Origin of the sequence: Myroides pelagicus (assembly GCF_009711055.1) — a bacterium.
Classification (GTDB): Bacteria; Bacteroidota; Bacteroidia; order Flavobacteriales; family Flavobacteriaceae; genus Flavobacterium; species Flavobacterium pelagicum.
Genome location: NZ_WMJY01000019.1, coordinates 11,930 through 29,853, shown reverse-complemented (window position 1 = coordinate 29,853; position 17,924 = coordinate 11,930). Strand labels below are relative to the sequence as shown.

The 17,924-nt window shown below is 33.5% G+C and carries 16 protein-coding genes; 10 read left to right on the top strand and 6 right to left on the bottom strand.

Annotation, left to right across the window (positions count from 1 at the left end):
* Positions 1-231: 231 nt before the first annotated feature.
* The 9 genes from GJV77_RS09335 to GJV77_RS09295 all read left to right on the top strand — a co-directional run bounded on the left by GJV77_RS09335 (position 232) and on the right by GJV77_RS09295 (position 7,403).
* Positions 232-1,068, top strand: a complete 837-nt coding sequence (locus GJV77_RS09335) for a MotA/TolQ/ExbB proton channel family protein (RefSeq protein WP_155036100.1) — start codon at positions 232-234, stop codon at positions 1,066-1,068.
* Between the two features lie 72 nt (positions 1,069-1,140).
* A complete protein-coding gene (locus GJV77_RS09330) occupies positions 1,141-1,758 on the top strand; it encodes an ExbD/TolR family protein (protein ID WP_155036099.1) in 618 nt (205 codons plus the stop codon).
* Between the two features lie 19 nt (positions 1,759-1,777).
* On the top strand, positions 1,778-2,317 hold the full coding sequence (locus GJV77_RS09325) for an ExbD/TolR family protein (protein WP_155036098.1): 540 nt from the start codon (positions 1,778-1,780) through the stop codon (positions 2,315-2,317).
* Positions 2,318-2,349: 32 nt separating this feature from the next.
* On the top strand, positions 2,350-3,186 hold the full coding sequence (locus GJV77_RS09320) for an energy transducer TonB (RefSeq protein WP_155036097.1): 837 nt from the start codon (positions 2,350-2,352) through the stop codon (positions 3,184-3,186).
* A 1-nt stretch (position 3,187) separates the two neighbouring features.
* Positions 3,188-3,403 (top strand): hypothetical protein, encoded by a 216-nt coding sequence (locus GJV77_RS09315; RefSeq protein ID WP_155036096.1) that lies wholly within the window; start codon positions 3,188-3,190, stop codon positions 3,401-3,403.
* Positions 3,404-3,547: 144 nt separating this feature from the next.
* On the top strand, positions 3,548-4,540 hold the full coding sequence (locus GJV77_RS09310; protein WP_240142848.1) for a PstS family phosphate ABC transporter substrate-binding protein: 993 nt from the start codon (positions 3,548-3,550) through the stop codon (positions 4,538-4,540).
* 23 nt (positions 4,541-4,563) lie between these two features.
* Positions 4,564-6,210: a tetratricopeptide repeat protein gene (locus tag GJV77_RS09305; RefSeq protein WP_155036095.1), complete on the top strand. Its 1,647-nt coding sequence runs from the start codon at positions 4,564-4,566 to the stop codon at positions 6,208-6,210.
* Between the two features lie 123 nt (positions 6,211-6,333).
* Positions 6,334-6,966 carry a 7-carboxy-7-deazaguanine synthase QueE gene (locus tag GJV77_RS09300; RefSeq protein ID WP_155036094.1) on the top strand — a complete coding sequence of 211 codons (633 nt, stop codon included), beginning with the start codon at positions 6,334-6,336 and terminating at the stop codon, positions 6,964-6,966.
* 38 nt (positions 6,967-7,004) lie between these two features.
* Complete coding sequence (locus GJV77_RS09295; RefSeq protein ID WP_155036093.1) at positions 7,005-7,403, top strand: DUF2059 domain-containing protein; 399 nt, start codon at positions 7,005-7,007, stop codon at positions 7,401-7,403.
* A 64-nt stretch (positions 7,404-7,467) separates the two neighbouring features.
* Here GJV77_RS09295 and GJV77_RS09290 read toward each other — a convergent pair whose 3' ends face one another.
* A complete protein-coding gene (locus GJV77_RS09290; protein WP_155036092.1) occupies positions 7,468-8,178 on the bottom strand; it encodes a class I SAM-dependent methyltransferase in 711 nt (236 codons plus the stop codon).
* 59 nt (positions 8,179-8,237) lie between these two features.
* On the opposite strand from GJV77_RS09290, the gene GJV77_RS09285 reads away from it, so the two are divergent.
* The gene (locus GJV77_RS09285) at positions 8,238-8,735 is read left to right on the top strand and encodes a YkgJ family cysteine cluster protein (protein ID WP_155036091.1); all 498 of its coding nucleotides are present in this window, start codon (positions 8,238-8,240) and stop codon (positions 8,733-8,735) included.
* A 30-nt stretch (positions 8,736-8,765) separates the two neighbouring features.
* Here the strand turns inward: GJV77_RS09285 and GJV77_RS09280 are convergent, their stop codons facing one another.
* The 5 genes from GJV77_RS09280 to GJV77_RS09260 form a co-directional block, all read right to left on the bottom strand.
* A complete protein-coding gene (locus tag GJV77_RS09280) occupies positions 8,766-8,972 on the bottom strand; it encodes a hypothetical protein (protein WP_155036090.1) in 207 nt (68 codons plus the stop codon).
* Positions 8,973-9,694: 722 nt separating this feature from the next.
* Complete coding sequence (locus GJV77_RS09275; RefSeq protein WP_155036089.1) at positions 9,695-10,456, bottom strand: LytR/AlgR family response regulator transcription factor; 762 nt, start codon at positions 10,454-10,456, stop codon at positions 9,695-9,697.
* Between the two features lie 111 nt (positions 10,457-10,567).
* On the bottom strand, positions 10,568-11,899 hold the full coding sequence (locus tag GJV77_RS09270) for a RagB/SusD family nutrient uptake outer membrane protein (protein WP_155036088.1): 1,332 nt from the start codon (positions 11,897-11,899) through the stop codon (positions 10,568-10,570).
* 12 nt (positions 11,900-11,911) lie between these two features.
* Complete coding sequence (locus GJV77_RS09265; RefSeq protein WP_155036087.1) at positions 11,912-15,271, bottom strand: SusC/RagA family TonB-linked outer membrane protein; 3,360 nt, start codon at positions 15,269-15,271, stop codon at positions 11,912-11,914.
* 18 nt (positions 15,272-15,289) lie between these two features.
* Entirely contained in the window at positions 15,290-17,887 is a 2,598-nt protein-coding gene (locus GJV77_RS09260; RefSeq protein WP_155036086.1) for a zinc-dependent metalloprotease, read from the bottom strand.
* Positions 17,888-17,924 lie beyond the last annotated feature (37 nt).

The following is a 17,924-nucleotide window of genomic DNA, read 5'->3' as shown; positions in this document are numbered from 1 at the left end:
TCCATAAGGAATATTTCATTAAGAGTTGTTATCTTTACCTAGACTTAACATTTTCTTTTAACACGATGTTGTTAAATTATTTTATTGTTAAATGAAACGGATTAAATTTAAAAATGTGTTTTTTAATTTTTTTATTTCGTGTAAAAACATAAATTTGCGACTCTCATAAGTTCTAAAAGAGAAAAAGTAATAAGTAATAATTGAAAAAAAAAAGAATTAAATTTTAAAAAGATGACAAACGTATCAAACGAATCAGTTGAGAAAAAAAGTTCTAGTTCAGGAGCAAGTAGAGTAATTGCATCATTAGCAGTTGCATTTTGTTTAATCTTTGGATACATTATCTGGAAGTATGTAATGGGAGCACCTGCAAACTTCGAAAATGGAGATCCAAATGGACATCCACTTCCTGGAAACTTTTTAGGGATGGTATATAAAGGAGGAATTGTAGTAGCTGCGTTAATTGGATTATTAACAATGACTGTAGTTTTCTCAATCGAGAGATTCTTAGTGATTTCTAAAGCATCAGGAAAAGGAAATGTAAGTGCTTTCGTACAAGATATCCAAGGTAAAATCAATGCTGGACAAATTAACGAAGCAATGGACGCATGTGATGCTCAAAAAGGGTCAGTAGCTAACGTAGTGAAAGCTGGATTGATCAAGTATGAGGAAATGAAAAAAGAAGGATACAATAGTGAAGAAGCTACAGAAGCGATTCAGAAAGAAATCGAAGAAGCTACTACATTAGAGATGCCAATGTTAGAAAGAAATATGATTGTATTGGCTACATTAGTATCAATTGGTACATTAGTTGGATTATTAGGTACAGTAACAGGTATGATTAAAGCGTTCTCAGCTTTAGCAACGTCTGGTACTCCTGACTCTGCAGCATTAGCAACAGGTATTTCTGAGGCGTTAGTTTGTACTGCAACAGGTATTGGTACTTCAACATTAGCTATTGTAATGTATAACTCATTTACTACTAAAATTGATAGATTAACATACTCTATTGACGAGGCTGGATTTGCTATTACTCAATCTTACAGAAGATTCAAAGGGTTAGTAAAGTAATTCGAAGTTAAGTTAAATAAAGTATTAATGTATTAAGACTTGTTAGCAAGACTTAATCAAAAGATCTAATCAATGGCAAAAGGTAAAATGAAAAAGAAAAGTATGAGAGTGGATATGACCGCGATGTGTGACGTGTCATTCTTACTTTTAACTTTCTTCGTATTAACTTCTACAGCTAAACTTCCGGAGCCATTACCAGTAGATACACCAAATTCAACAGTACAAACTAAATTACCTGAGAGTAATTTAGCAACTGTAACAATCGGTGAAGGTAAAGTGTTCTTCGGAGTGCTAGGAAAAGAAGACCGTAAAGCTACCCTTGAAAAAATGGGAGAGCGTTACAATATGACTTTTAGTGAAGAAGAAAAGCAAGCATTTTCATATTTGGAAGGAATCGGATCTCCAATGAATGAATTAAAAGGCTTTTTGAGTTTGCCAGCGGATGTTCGTACTAAACAAAGTGCGGCACAAAAAGGTATACCAACAGATTCACTAGATAATCAATTAAAAGATTGGGTTCAATGTGCACGTATTGTTGCTAAAGAAAAAAACTCCCTAGTCTTAAACGTTGCTATCAAAGGAGACGCTGAAGAGGCTTATCCGCAAGTTAAAAAAGTTATGGACATTCTTCAGGAACAAAGAGTAAACAAGTTTTTCTTGGTTACTGGTTTAAGAAATGAAGATTTTTAATCATTAAAAGAGACTGTAAATGGCTGAATTAAATACAGGTGGCGACGATAAAGGGAAAAAAGTAAGAAGTAAGAAGCAGAATTCCGGAGTAGATTTAACTGCGATGGTTGACTTAGCGTTCTTATTAATTACGTTCTTTATGTTGACTACCTCAATGAATAAGCCTCAATCTATGAACTTGGCGATGCCTGATAAATCTGAAGAAGTTCCTCAAGAGGAAAAAATTAAGGTTGACGAGAATCGTACATTAACAGTTCTAATTGGAGGCGATAATAAAATGAAGTGGTTCATGGGTATGCCCACTACACCATTAGAAGGTCCTACAGAGTCTACTTATGGAAAAGAAGGGATTCGTAAGATTTTACTAAATAAAAATAAAGAAGCGAAAGCTTATTCACAAGATGTGGAGAAAGGATTAATCGTAATTATTAAAGCTAGTGAAAACGCAACTTATAATAATTTGATTGATATATTGGATGAGATGGCAATTGCAAACATAGGAACATATGCAATTGTTGATATTACTCCAGAAGAAGTTGAAATGTTAGGTGAGAATTAATTAACGTCCTAGAAGGATAATAAAAAGAAATTATGTCAAAATTAAATATCTTTAAAAAAGATTGGCTTGATATTGTTTTCGAAGGACGTAACAAATCTTACGGAGCATATGAGCTTAGAGCTACTAACCCTAAAGTTACTACATTAGCACTAATTGGAGGAATTGGTTTATTTTCATTAGCCATTCTTTCTCCTAGAGTTTTTGGAGAACTAGGGAAAGAGCGCAATAAAGGAATAGATAAAGAGGTAGTTATTCAAACTATCGAAATGCCGGATGTGGAATTACCACCACCACCACCACCACCACCGCCAGTGGAAGAAACTCCACCGCCACCACCACCAGCTGTAAAATCAGTAAACGATACGAAGAAATTTACTGAACCAGTTGTTGATAAAAAGGAGAATGCGAGTGAGGAACCACCGAAGCAAGAGGAGTTCAAGGATGATGTTGATCCTGGACAAAAAGATGCAGAGGGGGATAAAGAAAAAGGTGAAATTAAAACAGGTGAAAGCACTGGAGATGCTGATAAGGATGATAAACCAGAAGAAGATCCAAATACAGTATTCGTAGCTGTACAACATCAAGCTTCTTATCCTGGAGGTATGCCAGCATTCCAAAAGCAGTTTATTAGTCGCTTTAGAACGCCTGATATTGATTCATCTACAAGACGTATCCAAGTTATTGTTCAGTTTATCGTAGAGAAAGACGGTTCATTAACAGATATTAAAGTTCTTCGTGACCCAGGTTATGGAGCAGGTAGAGAAGCAGTACGTGTATTAAATGGTATGCCTAAATGGAAACCAGCACAGCAGAACGGAAGAACAGTTCGTTCTCAGTTTACATTACCAATTACAATTCAAGTACAATAGTATGTTGAACAATAATTCAAAACAGAAATCGCTATTGCAGCGGTTTCTGTTTGTTTTTGGCTTTTTCTTCTTTTTGTTATATGTAGGTTTAGGACTTACTTTGATTCTGTGGAAGGATATGCCTATAGAGTTAGAGTATACTAATCGTATGCTTTTCGGAGGTTTATTAATAGTATATGGAATCTTCAGATTTATAAGATTAAGGCAAGAAAATTAAATAGTAAAGAACACCACAATGGTGTTCTTTACTATTTTATGACTATCTGAGCTTATGTTAATTCATAGATGTATTTTCGAATTGTTATATTTATTTTTATCTTTATGGATATAATCTAAATAAGCAATATCAATATATATTATCATGAAAAGAAAGCTCTATTCACTGACACGTACTATTCTACCAATGTTAATTTTAGGACTAGTTTTTGTACAATGTAAATCAGACAAATCAAGCTCTAAGGATAGCGTTACTACTACTACTGAAGTGAATTTTGATGAGTTAGAAGAAACCCCTGTATCAGGAAAAGCGACTATTTTAGTAGAGGAGTCTATTTTTCCAATTGTAGATGATGTAAATACAGTATTTGAGCACGAATATACTAGAGCTAAGATTGATTTAGTTTCAAAGCCACAACAAGAGATTTTAAGTCTTATTTTCAAAGACTCATTGCGTATTGCTATTTTACCACGTGATCTTACAGCTGAGGAATTAGCTTTTTTTGAAGGTAAAGTTACTCCTAAGCGTACGCATTTCGCTACAGATGCTGTAGTATTCGTGACGAGTAAACAGTATAAAGATTCTATCGTAGATTACGATAGAGTGGTGACTAACTTAGCTAAGAGTGATTATCTTAAAGATAAGCAATCTGTAGAAGGCAGTTTAGCAAACGAACCTATTTTAGTCTTTGATTCATATAATTCTTCAGTAGCTTCATTTTTTAGAGAAGCAACAGGTAACAAGAATTTCCCACAAGATTATGCTTATTTTTTACCGTCTACTAGTGAAGTAGTAGACTATGTTAGTAAAAACCCAAATGCTATCGGGGTCATTGGTCTTAATTGGTTAGTTCAACCTAGTAGTGAATTAAAACCTTTATTAGAGCATGTAAAGGTATTAGGGGTGAAGAACAAAGAAGATGGTAAGTATTATAAAGCAACTCAGAATAATATTGCAGAAGGAACGTATCCATTAACTAGAAAACTTTATGTATTAGATTTCCAAGGTAAATCGGGATTAGGAGTAGGCTTTGCTTCTTATATTGCTGGGTATAAAGGTCAGCGCATTGTTTTGAAATCTGGTTTAGTGCCCTTTAAAACACCACCAAGAGAATTGAATGTGCGAACAGAGTTATAGAAAACCAATAAATACACTATATTATGATTAAGCGTAATAAAATATCACTAACACTATTAATGGGACTTCTATGTAGTTCCGGAGTATTGAGAGCTCAAGATATAGAAGGTGCAAAAAAAGCGATTCAAGGTCATCAATTTGATAAAGCAAAAAGTATTTTGAGGACTTTAATTGCTGATAAACCTAATGAGGGAGCAAACTATTATTATTTAGGTGATATTTATTTACAAGAAAAGCAAGTTGATTCTGCTAACTATTTTTTTACTAACGGCCTTGGGCAAAAAAAAGAGGGGTTCTTAAACAATATTGGATTAGGTCAATTAGATTTAGATAACAATCGTTTATCTGAAGCTAAAGCTAAGTTTGACAATGTAGAGAAAGAGCTAAGAAGAAAAGATTATAATGAAAAACTACTTATAGCGGGAGCTTACCTGAATTCGTCTAATCCAAATTATGATGAAGCTATAAAAATTGCTAATAAGGTATTAGAGGAAGACTATCAGAATGCTAATGCTTTTTTGATAAAAGGAAAAGCTAGTTTAGCAAAGAATGATATTAATGAAGCCTATTCAGCATTTAGTGATGCAGCTATACTTGATCCTAATTTGTTAGAAGCGAGAATGGAATTAGCGATATTGACGAAGCGTACACGAGCTTTCGAACAAGCTTTAGAGTCTTTTGCTACTATTCATAAAGAATTTCCTGAGTATGCACCAGTTTATAAAGAAATAGCAGATACATACTATTTATGGGCGACTACAGATAAGAATAAAGAAAAAAGTTTAAAGTACAAAGCTAAGGAGGCATATGAAAAATATGTGGAGGCAACTGGTAATTCTGCAGAGGCAATCCTAAAGTATGCAGAGTTTCTTAAAGATATAGGTGATTATCCCGCTTTAGCGAATACTGCGACAAAGCTGATTGAAAAGGGGCAAGGTGACAAAGGATATCGCCTAGCTGGTTTAGCAGCGTTTAATTTAGAGGATTTTAAATTAAGTAGTCAAAACTTTGATAAAATAGCTAAACCAACAAGTGATGATAAGTTTTACTTAGGGTTGTCATTGTTTAAACTAGGTGAAGATAGTTATGCAAATGGAATAGAACAACTGAAGGCGGCTGTAGCTAAAGACGGTGCTCTAGCGTCTAAATTTAATGCTTATGGTGTTGAATTGTATAGAGCTGATAAGTATAAAGAGGCTATTGATTTACTTAGTATTTCTGGTAGTGTAAAAGAGCAAAGTAATTATAGTTTTGATAATTATTATGTGGGTTATTGCAACTATATGTTGGGAACAGAAGATGAAGCAAATCAAAAGATCTATATGAATGAAGCGATTAAATACTTTAACATTGTGATTGAATCTAATCCAAAGATAACGGAAGCTTATTTCTTTAAAGCAAGAGCTTATCGATATATGGATACCGAACAAGCTTATCAAGGTCGTTTTAGCGCTTTAAAACAATATGAACAAACAATGTTTGCTAATTTCTCGGAATCAGAGTTTAGTAACACAGACAAGGATAGATTAGTTGAAGCTTATAATGCAATGGGTGCTTATTACGCAAATAGTGATGAGTTGGATAATGCGAGAAAAATGTTTGCTAAGACACTGAAGTATGATGCTACAAATGAATTTGCTAAGAAAACATTAGAAGCAATTTCTCTTTAGCCAAGTATATAAATAAATACATTTGAAAAGAACTTATTTGTGTATTCACAAATAAGTTCTTTTTTTATTTCTAAGAATGCTTTTGAATATATTATATCTTTGTCAAGTAAATTAAATAGGATTATGTCACAAGCAGAAAGTAATAGTGCTTTACAAGAGGGAAGAGTATTGCCTTTGATGGAAGAGTTTTATACTATTCAAGGGGAAGGTTTTTATTCAGGAAACGCAGCGTATTTTATTCGTTTAGGAGGCTGTGATGTTGGGTGCCATTGGTGCGATGTAAAAGAGAGTTGGGATCCAGAGTTACATCCGTTAACTCGTGTTGAAACAATTGTAGAACATGCATCAAAAGAAGCTAAACTTGCTGTAATTACAGGGGGAGAGCCTCTAATGTATAATTTAGATTACCTGACTGCTCGTCTGAAAGAAGCTGATATGCAGACTAATATTGAAACATCGGGAGCTTATGAGATGTCTGGTGACTTTGATTGGGTTTGTTTATCACCTAAAAAAGCAAAGTTGCCAACAGCGAGCGCGTATCAAGCAGCTGATGAGTTGAAAGTAATTATCTATAATAAGCATGATTTTATTTTTGCAGAGGAGCAAGCTGCAAAAGTAAATAAAGATGCTTTACTCTTACTACAAACAGAATGGAGCAAAAGACATGAAATGATGCCGATGATTATTGAGTATGTAAAGAAAAATCCGAAGTGGAAGATATCATTACAAACACATAAATATTTGGATATTCCATAACTTCCATTAATTTTACATAGAAATAAAAACAAAAAGATATGAAAAAGATATTACTAGCATTTGTATTGTGCTTTATGGCACAAATGAGTTTTGCACAAGACTTTAAGTCAGACACAAAGAAGTATATGGACATGAGTGGTCAGTTTAAAATATTTGAGAAACTGACTTCTCAATTAGAAGAGAATGTACCTCAAGAGAAAAAAGCTGAATTTAATAAAGAATTGCAAAGTAGCCTTAATTTATTAATGGATAAAATGGCTGAAATGTATATGACGGAATTTACTCATCAAGACATTAAAGAATTGATTAAGTTTTATGAATCTCCTTTAGGAAAGAAGCTTTCATCTAAAAGTGGTGTATTAATGGAAAAAGGCGAGAAAGTAGGTCAAGAATGGGCTATGGGACTTCAGGGATTAATGATGAAATATATGCAATAAGACTATTGCTATTAAATATAAAAAAAAGAGGCTGTCTCATAACAAAATGTGACAGCCTCTTTTTTTATTTGATATAAAGTTTTGCTAAGTAATCAAAGTTTTCTCCTTCTTGGATTAATTCACATTCGAGTCCATTTGCATGGGCTGCATTTTGTAACGTGTTATAGTCTAAGTATAGCCAATTGAAAGGATCTTCATGTTCTCCTTTGTATTCGATATTAAAAACTAACTCTCCATAGTAGTCTTTGTTGTCCATAGGTATCCAAACTCCACCATCTTCATCCGTATCGAACATATATATTAAGTCAGAGCTATCAATTAATATTTGACCACCTGGAGTAAGAAGTGTTTTTAGATGATTAAGGTATTTTGTAGTATTGATTAGTTTACCAAAGATACCAGTACCATTCATTAACAACAAAATTGTGTCAAATTGTTGATCTTTTATATCTAGTAGGTTTATGACTTCTGTGTTCTGTAAACCTCTAAGTTTACAAGTTTCTATGGCATGAGAGGAAATGTCGATAGCTTTAACACTTATTCCTTTGTTTTGTAAGTATAAACTATGTGCCCCTGCTCCACAGCCAACATCAAGTACTTTTCCCTTGGCAAGGCTAAGGGCTTTTTGTTCTAAAGTAGGCATCTCTTTATATTGGCGAAACATATAGCTTATATCCATTTCTTCTGCTTCGGATATATCTGTTTCTGTGATTACATTTTGAGGGGCATTATTTGTTTGAAAATCCAAAATAGCCTTTCCTAATAAATCTTTCATTGTAAATTTTATATGAATATTTAAATTGGAGGTTGTAAATTTGTATCAAATTATGATTGATGGATAAAGTTTTAAAACAACTTCCTACGCTTGCCAAAGATAAGCATAACGAGAATAAAAAGTATTTTGATAAACTAAAAAAGAAACCACCTAAGGACTTAGATTATCAAATGCAATCTATTCATGAGGAAGTTTTTGATCGCGTTGACTGTTTGAGTTGTGCAAATTGTTGTAAGACAACAGGACCACTTTTTACAAATGCTGATATTGAGCGTATTGCTAAACATTTACGTTTGAAACCACAACAGTTTATTGATCAGTATTTACAAATAGATGAGGATAACGATTATGTCTTACAACAAGTACCTTGTACTTTTTTAGATGCAGAAAATTATTGTTTGATTTATGAGGTAAGACCAAAAGCGTGTCGAGAATACCCACATACGGATCGAAAGAAATTTAATCAAATAACTAATCTTACTTTGAAAAATGTAGCTATATGCCCAGCAGCTTTTGAAGTAGTAGAGGAGATGAAAAAAAGAATAGCCTTAAAGTAGTTTGCTACTTTAAGGCTATTCTTTTTTTGTTTATATGAAGAAATGTTCTTCTTCTAACAATTGTAATTCATCTTCTGTAAAGTCATCAATTTTCTCTGTGAAGTACTCTACATATTCTAAAATTAGAGCTTTTATTTTTTCAAAGAAAGCGACTGCATTACTTAATAGTCCTTTTATACTCTCAAACCAAGCTAGAATACAATCTACCCATTTGATTAAACGATCACCTATATTCATAGTTATTTTGTTAATTTATTTAGTTGTCTAATTCTCAAATATAGTGAATAATCTAAATAGGTATTTATAAAATTGATCTTAGTGCACTATAAAAGTATAAATTAGTTGAGTATTAGATGGACAATTGGAGGTTTTTGTAGAAAACACAGAGATTTTACTAACTATAAAAACTAATTTTAAAGAGAAAATTCAATTTGCCAGAATCTATTTACCGTTGGATTCTGTGAAATAAAGTTTGTGGATTTTTTGAAAGTATCAACTGGATTAGCTATCTGTACAGTAAAAAAGTAGCACCTAATAGACGTATTCAGCGCTTTGTAGCTTCAGTTGAATTGCAAATGGTAATATAGCTTTTTGTACAATTATAGGCTTTAATAAACCAGCGAATGTTTTTGATACAAAAAGGGGAACGCTACGGATTGAACCACTCTTTAAAGAATTCAAATCTAGTGATCTCAATAACGAAGATATACACTTACAAAAAATTGACATGTTTGAACAACTAGTCTTGTTAGTGAGGAATACTTTTGTATGGTACTATAAAAGGGGGGTATATTGATACTATTAACCTATCACAATCAAAAAATAGGCTAATAGGCTTATTTGAGACTTTAAAATTAGACTGAACTAGTAATTAAAATTATTAAAGCACCACAGTTCTTTAGCTACTCACTGCTTTATTCTTTTGTTGTGTACTTAAAAAATGGATATCAAAGTTATCATTAACTAAGCCATGCTTTAAGTTCATTTATTTGGGTTTTACTAACCAAGATAGGTGTTTGTTCTTCGGGCGAAGGAGAAAGTATTAATTCTATTTTTTGACTGTTGTGTTTGATAATTTCTTGAACAGCATTGATACTGATAATGTATTTTCTATTGATCTTAAAGAAGCTATTAGTATCTAGCTTGTTGATCAAGTCTTTTAGTGTATCGTCGTAGATATAGCTATTATTGTCAAAAGTTTTTAGGAATAAATGTTTTCCCTCAGCAAAGAAATATGCAATATCATTAGTCTCTATAGACTTTAATTTATGACCGCTATTGACTAAGAATCTCTTTCTGATTTCTGTGCCATTAGGTTGGTCGAGTAAGGCTAAGCCTCTAAGTGTATTATGTGATTCGAATTGTCTTACAATATTTTGGAACTTCTGTAGAGCTTCTTCTAATTCATCACTCGTAAAGGGTTTTAGAATATAATCAATGGTAAATTGTTTAAAAACCTGTATAGCGTATGAATCATAAGCAGTTATAAATACTATGGGAGATACAATTTCTACGTTCTCAAAAATCTCCAAACTTTTGCCATCTCCTAGATGAATGTCCATAAAGATTAAATCAACTTTATTAGATACAAAGAAACGGGTAGCTTCATTTACAGAAGCAAGGATCGTTATATTGGTTATATCGACTATTTTCTGTGATTCTAAAAGACTTTTTAGGTAGTTTGATGCTAGGCTTTCATCTTCTACGATTGCTACTCTCATTTTGACTTTATTTGATTGCAAAATTAGTGAATTATATTTTATCAAATAAGGTCAATCAAAGACATAAAAAAAACTACTCTTATATAAGAGTAGTTTTTAGTGTAAGCGTGGCTATAAATTTGGGTTTGTTTCTCGTGCTTCTTTTGGGAAAGGCAACGTATATCTCAGGTCATTAGCTGATAGTGTATACGTTTCGTTTTCAAACTTATGAACAATTTCCTTTTGGTTTAATCGTCTTAAGTCAAACCAACGATGACCTTCAAAGGCAAATTCTTTGTTTCTTTCATCAAGAAGAAAAGAAAGAAGAGCTGTTTGATCTAAGCCGTTTAATTGTTGTAGTTTATTATTAACGGCTTCAGTTTTGTATCGCTTAGTGATTACTTCTTTGATTGTATTTTTGGATTCTTCAAGGTTATTCGTAAACGCTAAAGCTTCAGCCTTGATAAAATAAAGCTCTGCTGTACGGAAACTTGCCTTAGCAGCTCCTGTCCCTGTTTTGATGCTTAAGTATTTTCCTTGCTCAACTTTTTCAAATGAAGCATTAAAACGCAAATCATTTTCTCTATCATACGTACTGTATAGCTCATCAGATAATAATGCTGTTGTTTGTAAGCCTGAAATTAAACCATCCTCTAGTGCTAGTATTGATTCTACAGACTCAAAACTTGCTACAGATACATCTGTATTTGTATTCAAATCTTGTAGTTCACTTTTATATGTTAAAGCTTTTTCAACACTTTCTAAAGCTGCTTGATATCTTTTTTGATATAAATTGACTTTAGCTTCTAAAGCATATAGAGCAGCAATTGTGAAACGATAGTTTTTACCTGCTTCGTAAGATGTCACTTTTAAGTGTTTTTTCGCTTGGTTTATATCAGCATGTACTTGAGCATAGACCTCTGCCATTGTCGATTTCGGACGTTGGTTTTCGATGTCGTGTTTTGTTGTGATGACGATTGCAGGAGCAGTTGCCGCTGTTGCTGGGTCATATGGCTTCGCATATAGATTTGTTAAGTCAAAATGAGCTAAGGCTCTTAAAGCATAAGCTTCACCTAACAATTGTTCTTTATCAGCTCCAGCCTCCATGCTTTCTGATCCATTATTAATTAAATCATTAGCATAGAAAATCACTTCGTAAAAATTTTGATATCCAAAACTTAAAGTTTGTTTAGATGGGTTTAAATCTTGATAGGTATAAACATCTTTTACAGACATAAAGTTTGTCGATTCAGGATCTAATATAAGCTTAACTTCATCGGTACGGAAGTTACTTAATGATTTGTGATTTGGATATTTGTTATAGGCAGAAACCATTATTTTTCTATAGTCCTCTGTTGTTCTTGGAATGACTTTTCCTATAGGTTCAACATCTAAGAACTTATCACAGCTAACTGTCGTTAAGCCTATCAATAAACCACTTAGTAGTATTATTATTTTTTTCATGATTGATTCGTTTTAGAAGGTTACGTTTAGCCCTAGTGTTAATGACTTTTGTATTGGTTGAGCGTAGATATTACCGTATGTTTCTGGATCGAAGAAACCGTCGTAATTTGTTCCAAACACAAATAAATTACGTCCTTCTAAGGTGAAACGCACATTGTCTATTCTCATTTTTTTCAATACATCTTTAGGTAATGTATATCCTAATCGAATGCTACTGATACGCAAATAACTGATTTCCTTTGTCCAAATGTCAAGATAACGATAAGCATTACCATTATCACCTCCATCAAAGTATTTAGCTAACATCCAATTTTCGTTATCCCAATTCCCATTGTTGTCATCTGCTATTAGACCAGGTAAGCTACCTCCAGGGTTATTAGGTGTCCAAATATCTAATAGGTCTGTTGTATAGTTTCTACCTGGATCTATTTTTGCAGCACTATATGACGGTGTTTGCTGAATAGTCTGTTTTAGATTGAAAGCAGCTGAAACAGTTATGTCAAAGTTTTTAATTTTAATGGTATTGATAATCCCTCCTGTAAATTTAGGGTCTTTATCTCCAGCATATGAGTATAAATCTCTGTATTCTTCATTGGTTAAACCTGACTCAACCAAATAGCCTGGCATAAAATCAGCCATTGGATCTCTCAATTTAAAAAATTCTTGACCAGTAACTTTTTCTCCGTCTTTCCAGAACAGTATATTTCCTTTATCATCTAGACCAGCTGTTTTAATGTGGAATACAGCATTAACTGGAAGTCCTTCTCTTGAAGGTAAGGTTTGGTTGTCGTAAATTTGGATTTTATCAACTTTACTCTTGTTATGTGCAAAGTTGAATGTCGTTGTCCAAGAAAAATCTGGTTTAGATATATTTCTTGTTGTTAATGAGATTTCATACCCTTTGTTAGATACTTGAGCCCAGTTCATATTAGTAAATTCAAAACCTGTTTCTAATGGTAGTTTTCTTAGTCCGATTAAATCAGTACCAATACGGTTATAGGCATCAAATCCAAGTGAAATTCTATTATTAAATAATCCTAAGTCAAAACCAACATTTGTATTTGTTGTTTTTTCCCAGCGCAGTGTTCCATTAGGCGCCGATATTACTTGGATATTGTCTTCTGGATACCCTGGTAAGATGGTTGAAATATTGTAACCTCCTAGTAAATACGGAGAGGTTGATTTATCAATATTTCCTTGTAGTCCGTATGAACCTCTAAGGCGTAAATCACTGATAAAGTCTATGTTTTCCATAAACTTTTCTCTCTTTACATTCCATGATCCTGACACAGCCCATAGTGGTACGTATCTATATTTCGGGTCAACACCAAATAAGTTAGAACCATCAAAACGGACACTACCAAATATCGTATATTTTCTATTGTATGTATAAGAACCTGTCGCGAAAAATGAAGCATAAGCATTTTCATTTTCTGTTCTTTTATACGTTTCATAACGTTTATCTGTTGCATCAGTACTTCCGTTAGGGAAGATAATTGGTTTAGTAGTTAAAGTATGTGGGTCATATCCAAACCCTTTAGAACGTATGATTTTTTGTTCAAACTTTCTAACTTCCATACCTCCCATTAAGTCAACTTCATGCATATCATTGAAGATTGCATTGTAAGTAGCTTGTGTCTTCCAGTTGTACTGAAAACTATCATCATTGAAGTTTTCTATAATACCACCATCTGGTAGAAAATATTTATAAGTTTTAGAATCCCTGTCGTAGTATCTAGTGTTTTCTCTTATTTTTCTAGTAGAATATGTTTCTTTACCAAGGTATTTTTCTGTATCATTTTTATCAAGTTGTAACCCCAGTTGAGAAGTTAATTTCAAATCATCTAATAATTGATATTCAATATCAAATACTGCTTTTAAAGACTTATTGATTAACTCATAACTTGTATTGGCTCTTTCTTCAGCGAAATTGTAAGGAACGTAACGACCACTGAATCCTTCAATGTCTTTATCATACATATAACTACCATCCTCATTGTATGGTTTTAAGTATGGATTTGCATTTCTAGAGTAGTTAGCTGGATTAATAGCAGCATCAGCATCTGTAACAAAGTTTGTTTTGTTAGACTTTGTACCGAACAAAGCAACACCAACTTTTAGTTTGTCATTTACTTGGTAATTGTCTTTAAAAGTTAAGTTTAAACGTTCAAACCCCGTTCCTATAGTAGTTCCTTCTTCATTAAAATACCCTATAGAGAAGTAGTAATCATTAACATCTGTTCCCCCTGATAAACTTAAACCATATTGTTGGTTGAAAGTTGGACGGTAGATTTCTCTTCCCCAGTCAGTAGAAGTATTTCTTAAGTTATTGATTGCTTGTTGGGTTTCAGTAGATAAACCACCAAGCCCACCAGCTCTAAAGGCGTCTAATTCATTTGCTGCATTCAAAATACGCATCACTTCACCTTGGTTTGATCGATCATTATAGATATCTGATCTACCTGCTAACATAAGCTCGAAGTCTACTTTCTGTGAAGCATTCATTAAGTTTAATTTACTAAAATCTGGGCGTTCATTCACAAAAGTATTGGCCGTGAAATTTACTTTCATGTCTCCCTTTTTCCCCTTTTTAGTAGTTACCAAAATTACTCCATTGGCTGCTTTTGCACCATAGATAGCAGTAGCAGATGCATCTTTTAAGATAGTAATATCTTGGATATCGTCAGGGTTCAATCCAGCAATTGAAAAGTTTTGCAACTGATCAATATTCTCTTTGTCATTGAAGTTAGGAATATCATTTCCTTCTAATGGCATCCCATCTAATACCCATAGAGGGTCTTGTGGTCCATTTAAAGACGCTGTACCACGAATTCTGATCTTTGCTGGACCTCCTGGAGCTCCTGTAGGTGTTGTTACAGCTACTCCGGCAATTTGACCACTAAGCATTTGATCAACACTAGCAACTCCAGTTTGTGCTATTTCATCCATAGCTACTTGAGCTACTGATGATGTTAGTTTTCTTTTTTCAATAGTTTGGTAACCTGTGGTGATTACCACTTCGTTTAATATATTAGCATCAGCTCCCAAAAGGATTGTATAATGCGTTTTTGAAGTTAGGCTTACTAACTTAGATTCATAGCCTATATAGCTAATGCGCAAGGCTTTTGTTTCAGCTGGTACTTCTAATTTGAAGTTACCATCCATATCTGTCATAGTACCTATACTAGTACTTTCGATGATACCTTCTTGTGCAGTAGCATTGGAAACTGTTTGTGTTTCCACGATAATAGACGCCCCGGGTAGGCTCAGTTTATCAGTAGCATCTGCAACAAATCCTGTAATCACTCTTTTCTCTTGCGCAAAGACAAGAGTTACTGTAAAAAGTGAAAATAAAAGAATTAGTTTCTTCATTGTTTAAAAAATGTTGGGTTAGTTAAGGTTCAAAGCTTCGTCAATTCGATTGATTAAGTCAATATAATGTGCTTTAGTAGCTTTGTTTCCGGTGTTTTTCTTCTTAGATAAAAGTTTTTTGATGCGAATCAATTCTCCTTTTTTGTAAGTAGTTACCTCAGATACTCTTTTCATCACTGTATAATTAATATTGCGAAGCTTGTTGTCTTCTACAAGGTGGTTACACAATGTCGGTACTTGAAGAGAGTGATCTGTGATTAATCCTTTCTTACTGGTTTTTTCGAATAATTTATTTACATCAATAATTAAGGCGTCAACATAATTCTTTTGTGTCATACGCTCCAAAATAGATAGTGATTTGCCTTTGTTTGTCAGTGCAAAAATCTCACTATTTAGCATTTCAAACAAGTCTGAAATAGTAAAGTTTTTTTCTTTACCTGTCTCTACTTGCAATACTTCGTTTTCTAATAAGCGAAGTAAACGTTCATCCATTAATGTGTAGTACAATGTAGTGTATTGCAGCTCTCTAGCTAATGAATAGGGTGAATATTCGAATGGACCAACAGGAGAGTCTTTTAACCCATAAGTTTTATCTAACACTTCGTCGTTAAAGAATAACCATGTAGGTATCGTTAATGCATTTTTAGCTAAATACTCAACGGCTCTCTTCTGTGTCTGATAAGGAACTGGTTCATATGCTTTTTTGTTGTTTCCATAAACCGCATGGTTTAAATAAACCCCTCCTATGTTAGATAAAACGTGCTGGTTATACATTTGCCATTGTCCTATGGCTCCCATATATAGTTTTCCAGCTTCATAGTATCCCTCTCCTTTGTCGTATGTCCAAGGAATAATATTTTCTACAACTATTTTTAAATTTTTTAGACCATATTCACTTGCCTTCATTGCATCATTTCCTAAGTCCTCTGATTGTGAGCGTGGGTCAATGATGTTCAAATAGCTTTGTTGTTCACCATAAAAGTACATCGGATCATCTTGATGATCTTCAATCATCTTGCGTAACGCTTTCTTTTCAGTTTCTTGATCAGGGTACCAGCGGTATCCCCATTCGATTGCATATTTATCATATAGTCCGATTTGTGGTGTAATAGCTGTCACACCATCTTCTGGTTGTGCTACATAGTTATATCTAGCGTAGTCCATAATAGAAGGTGCTGTTCCTCCCATTTTGTCAGTAAAGTCTTTTGATCTTAAAGAGTCAACAGGGAATGCAAATGATGATCCCATATTGTGTTTTAGCCCAAAGGTATGACCAACTTCGTGTGATGAAACAAAGCGAATAGCTTCTCCCATGTGTTCATCTGAGAATTTGTTAGCTCTTGCTTTTGGGTCGATTGGACCTGTTTGTATTCTCATCCAGCTGTGTACTGAAGTCATTACGTTATGCCACCAAATGATATCTGCTTCTAGTATCTCTCCACTTCGTGGATCCATTACAGAAGGTCCCATCGCATTTGACTTAGGGGACGCGGCATAGGTAATAACTGAGTATCTAACATCATCAATATCAAAATCCGTGTCTTCTGGACTCGGTTGTTTTGCTATAATTGCATTTTTAAATCCTGCTTGCTCAAAAGCTATCTGCCAGTCGTGTACACCTGCTATTATCTTTTGTCTCCATTGTGGTGGAGTGGCCGGATCTATATAGTAAATAATAGGTTTTTTAGGCTCTACTAATTCACCTTTGAGATATTTTTCAATATCTTCATCTTTTGGTTCTAAATTCCATTTCGTGATGTATTCACGCTCTTCCATTTTGTGTTGAGCATCACTGAAGAACCAGCTTTTTTCTGTAAAGAAACCAACGCGTTTATCTGCTATACGTGGTTGCATCGGTTCTTTAGAAAGTAATACGATATTTGTCGTGACTCCTAAAGAAACGGGCATATCACCACTTCCTTCATTTACACTTGTAGTCAATAGGGATTTAACTACAATATTTTTAGGAAAAGTTTTGATTCCTTCTATATAAGATAAATTTGTTTTGATTGATGTGGGAAGACCTAATCCAGTTAATACGTCATTAAAACTTGATTGATTTCCATCAAATACTTTGTTGACTTTTATTACTGTGGCTGTAGAGTCTGGGTTTTGAGTTTCGATTTCAAAGAATTCTAAAACAGATTCAATGAAATTGTCTTTTACAGATTCTGTAATGGCATCTTCTTTTGGAGATGATACTCTTGGTGTTTGTGTTTTAACCCATACTTTGTTTGCTAATGTATCTTTGTGAAAAGTAATTAGCTTGTTTTCATAGTTCATGCCTTTATTGGCTCCTGCATCATTAACCTCTAAAGGAACTTGAGATAGTTTATTGACAATTAAAAATTGACGATTCAATAAACTATCTGGAATTTCAAAATACATATCCGTTTTTACTTGAATAGTATTGAACATTCCTTTTTTATAAACACCATCTTTTAATAGATCAGCATATTTATCCTTTTTTGTATCTGTAGAATCCTTTTCTTTCGTAGCATCTTTCTCTGTTTTAGGATTCTTTTTATTCGTTAAAGCATTAGCTGGGGAAGCTTGAAGTAAACCACAAAACAGTACTAAAGCACTGATACTTAGTTTAACCGTGTTTTTACTCATTACAATGTTAAGTTATAGTTAAGTCTGCTAAAACTAA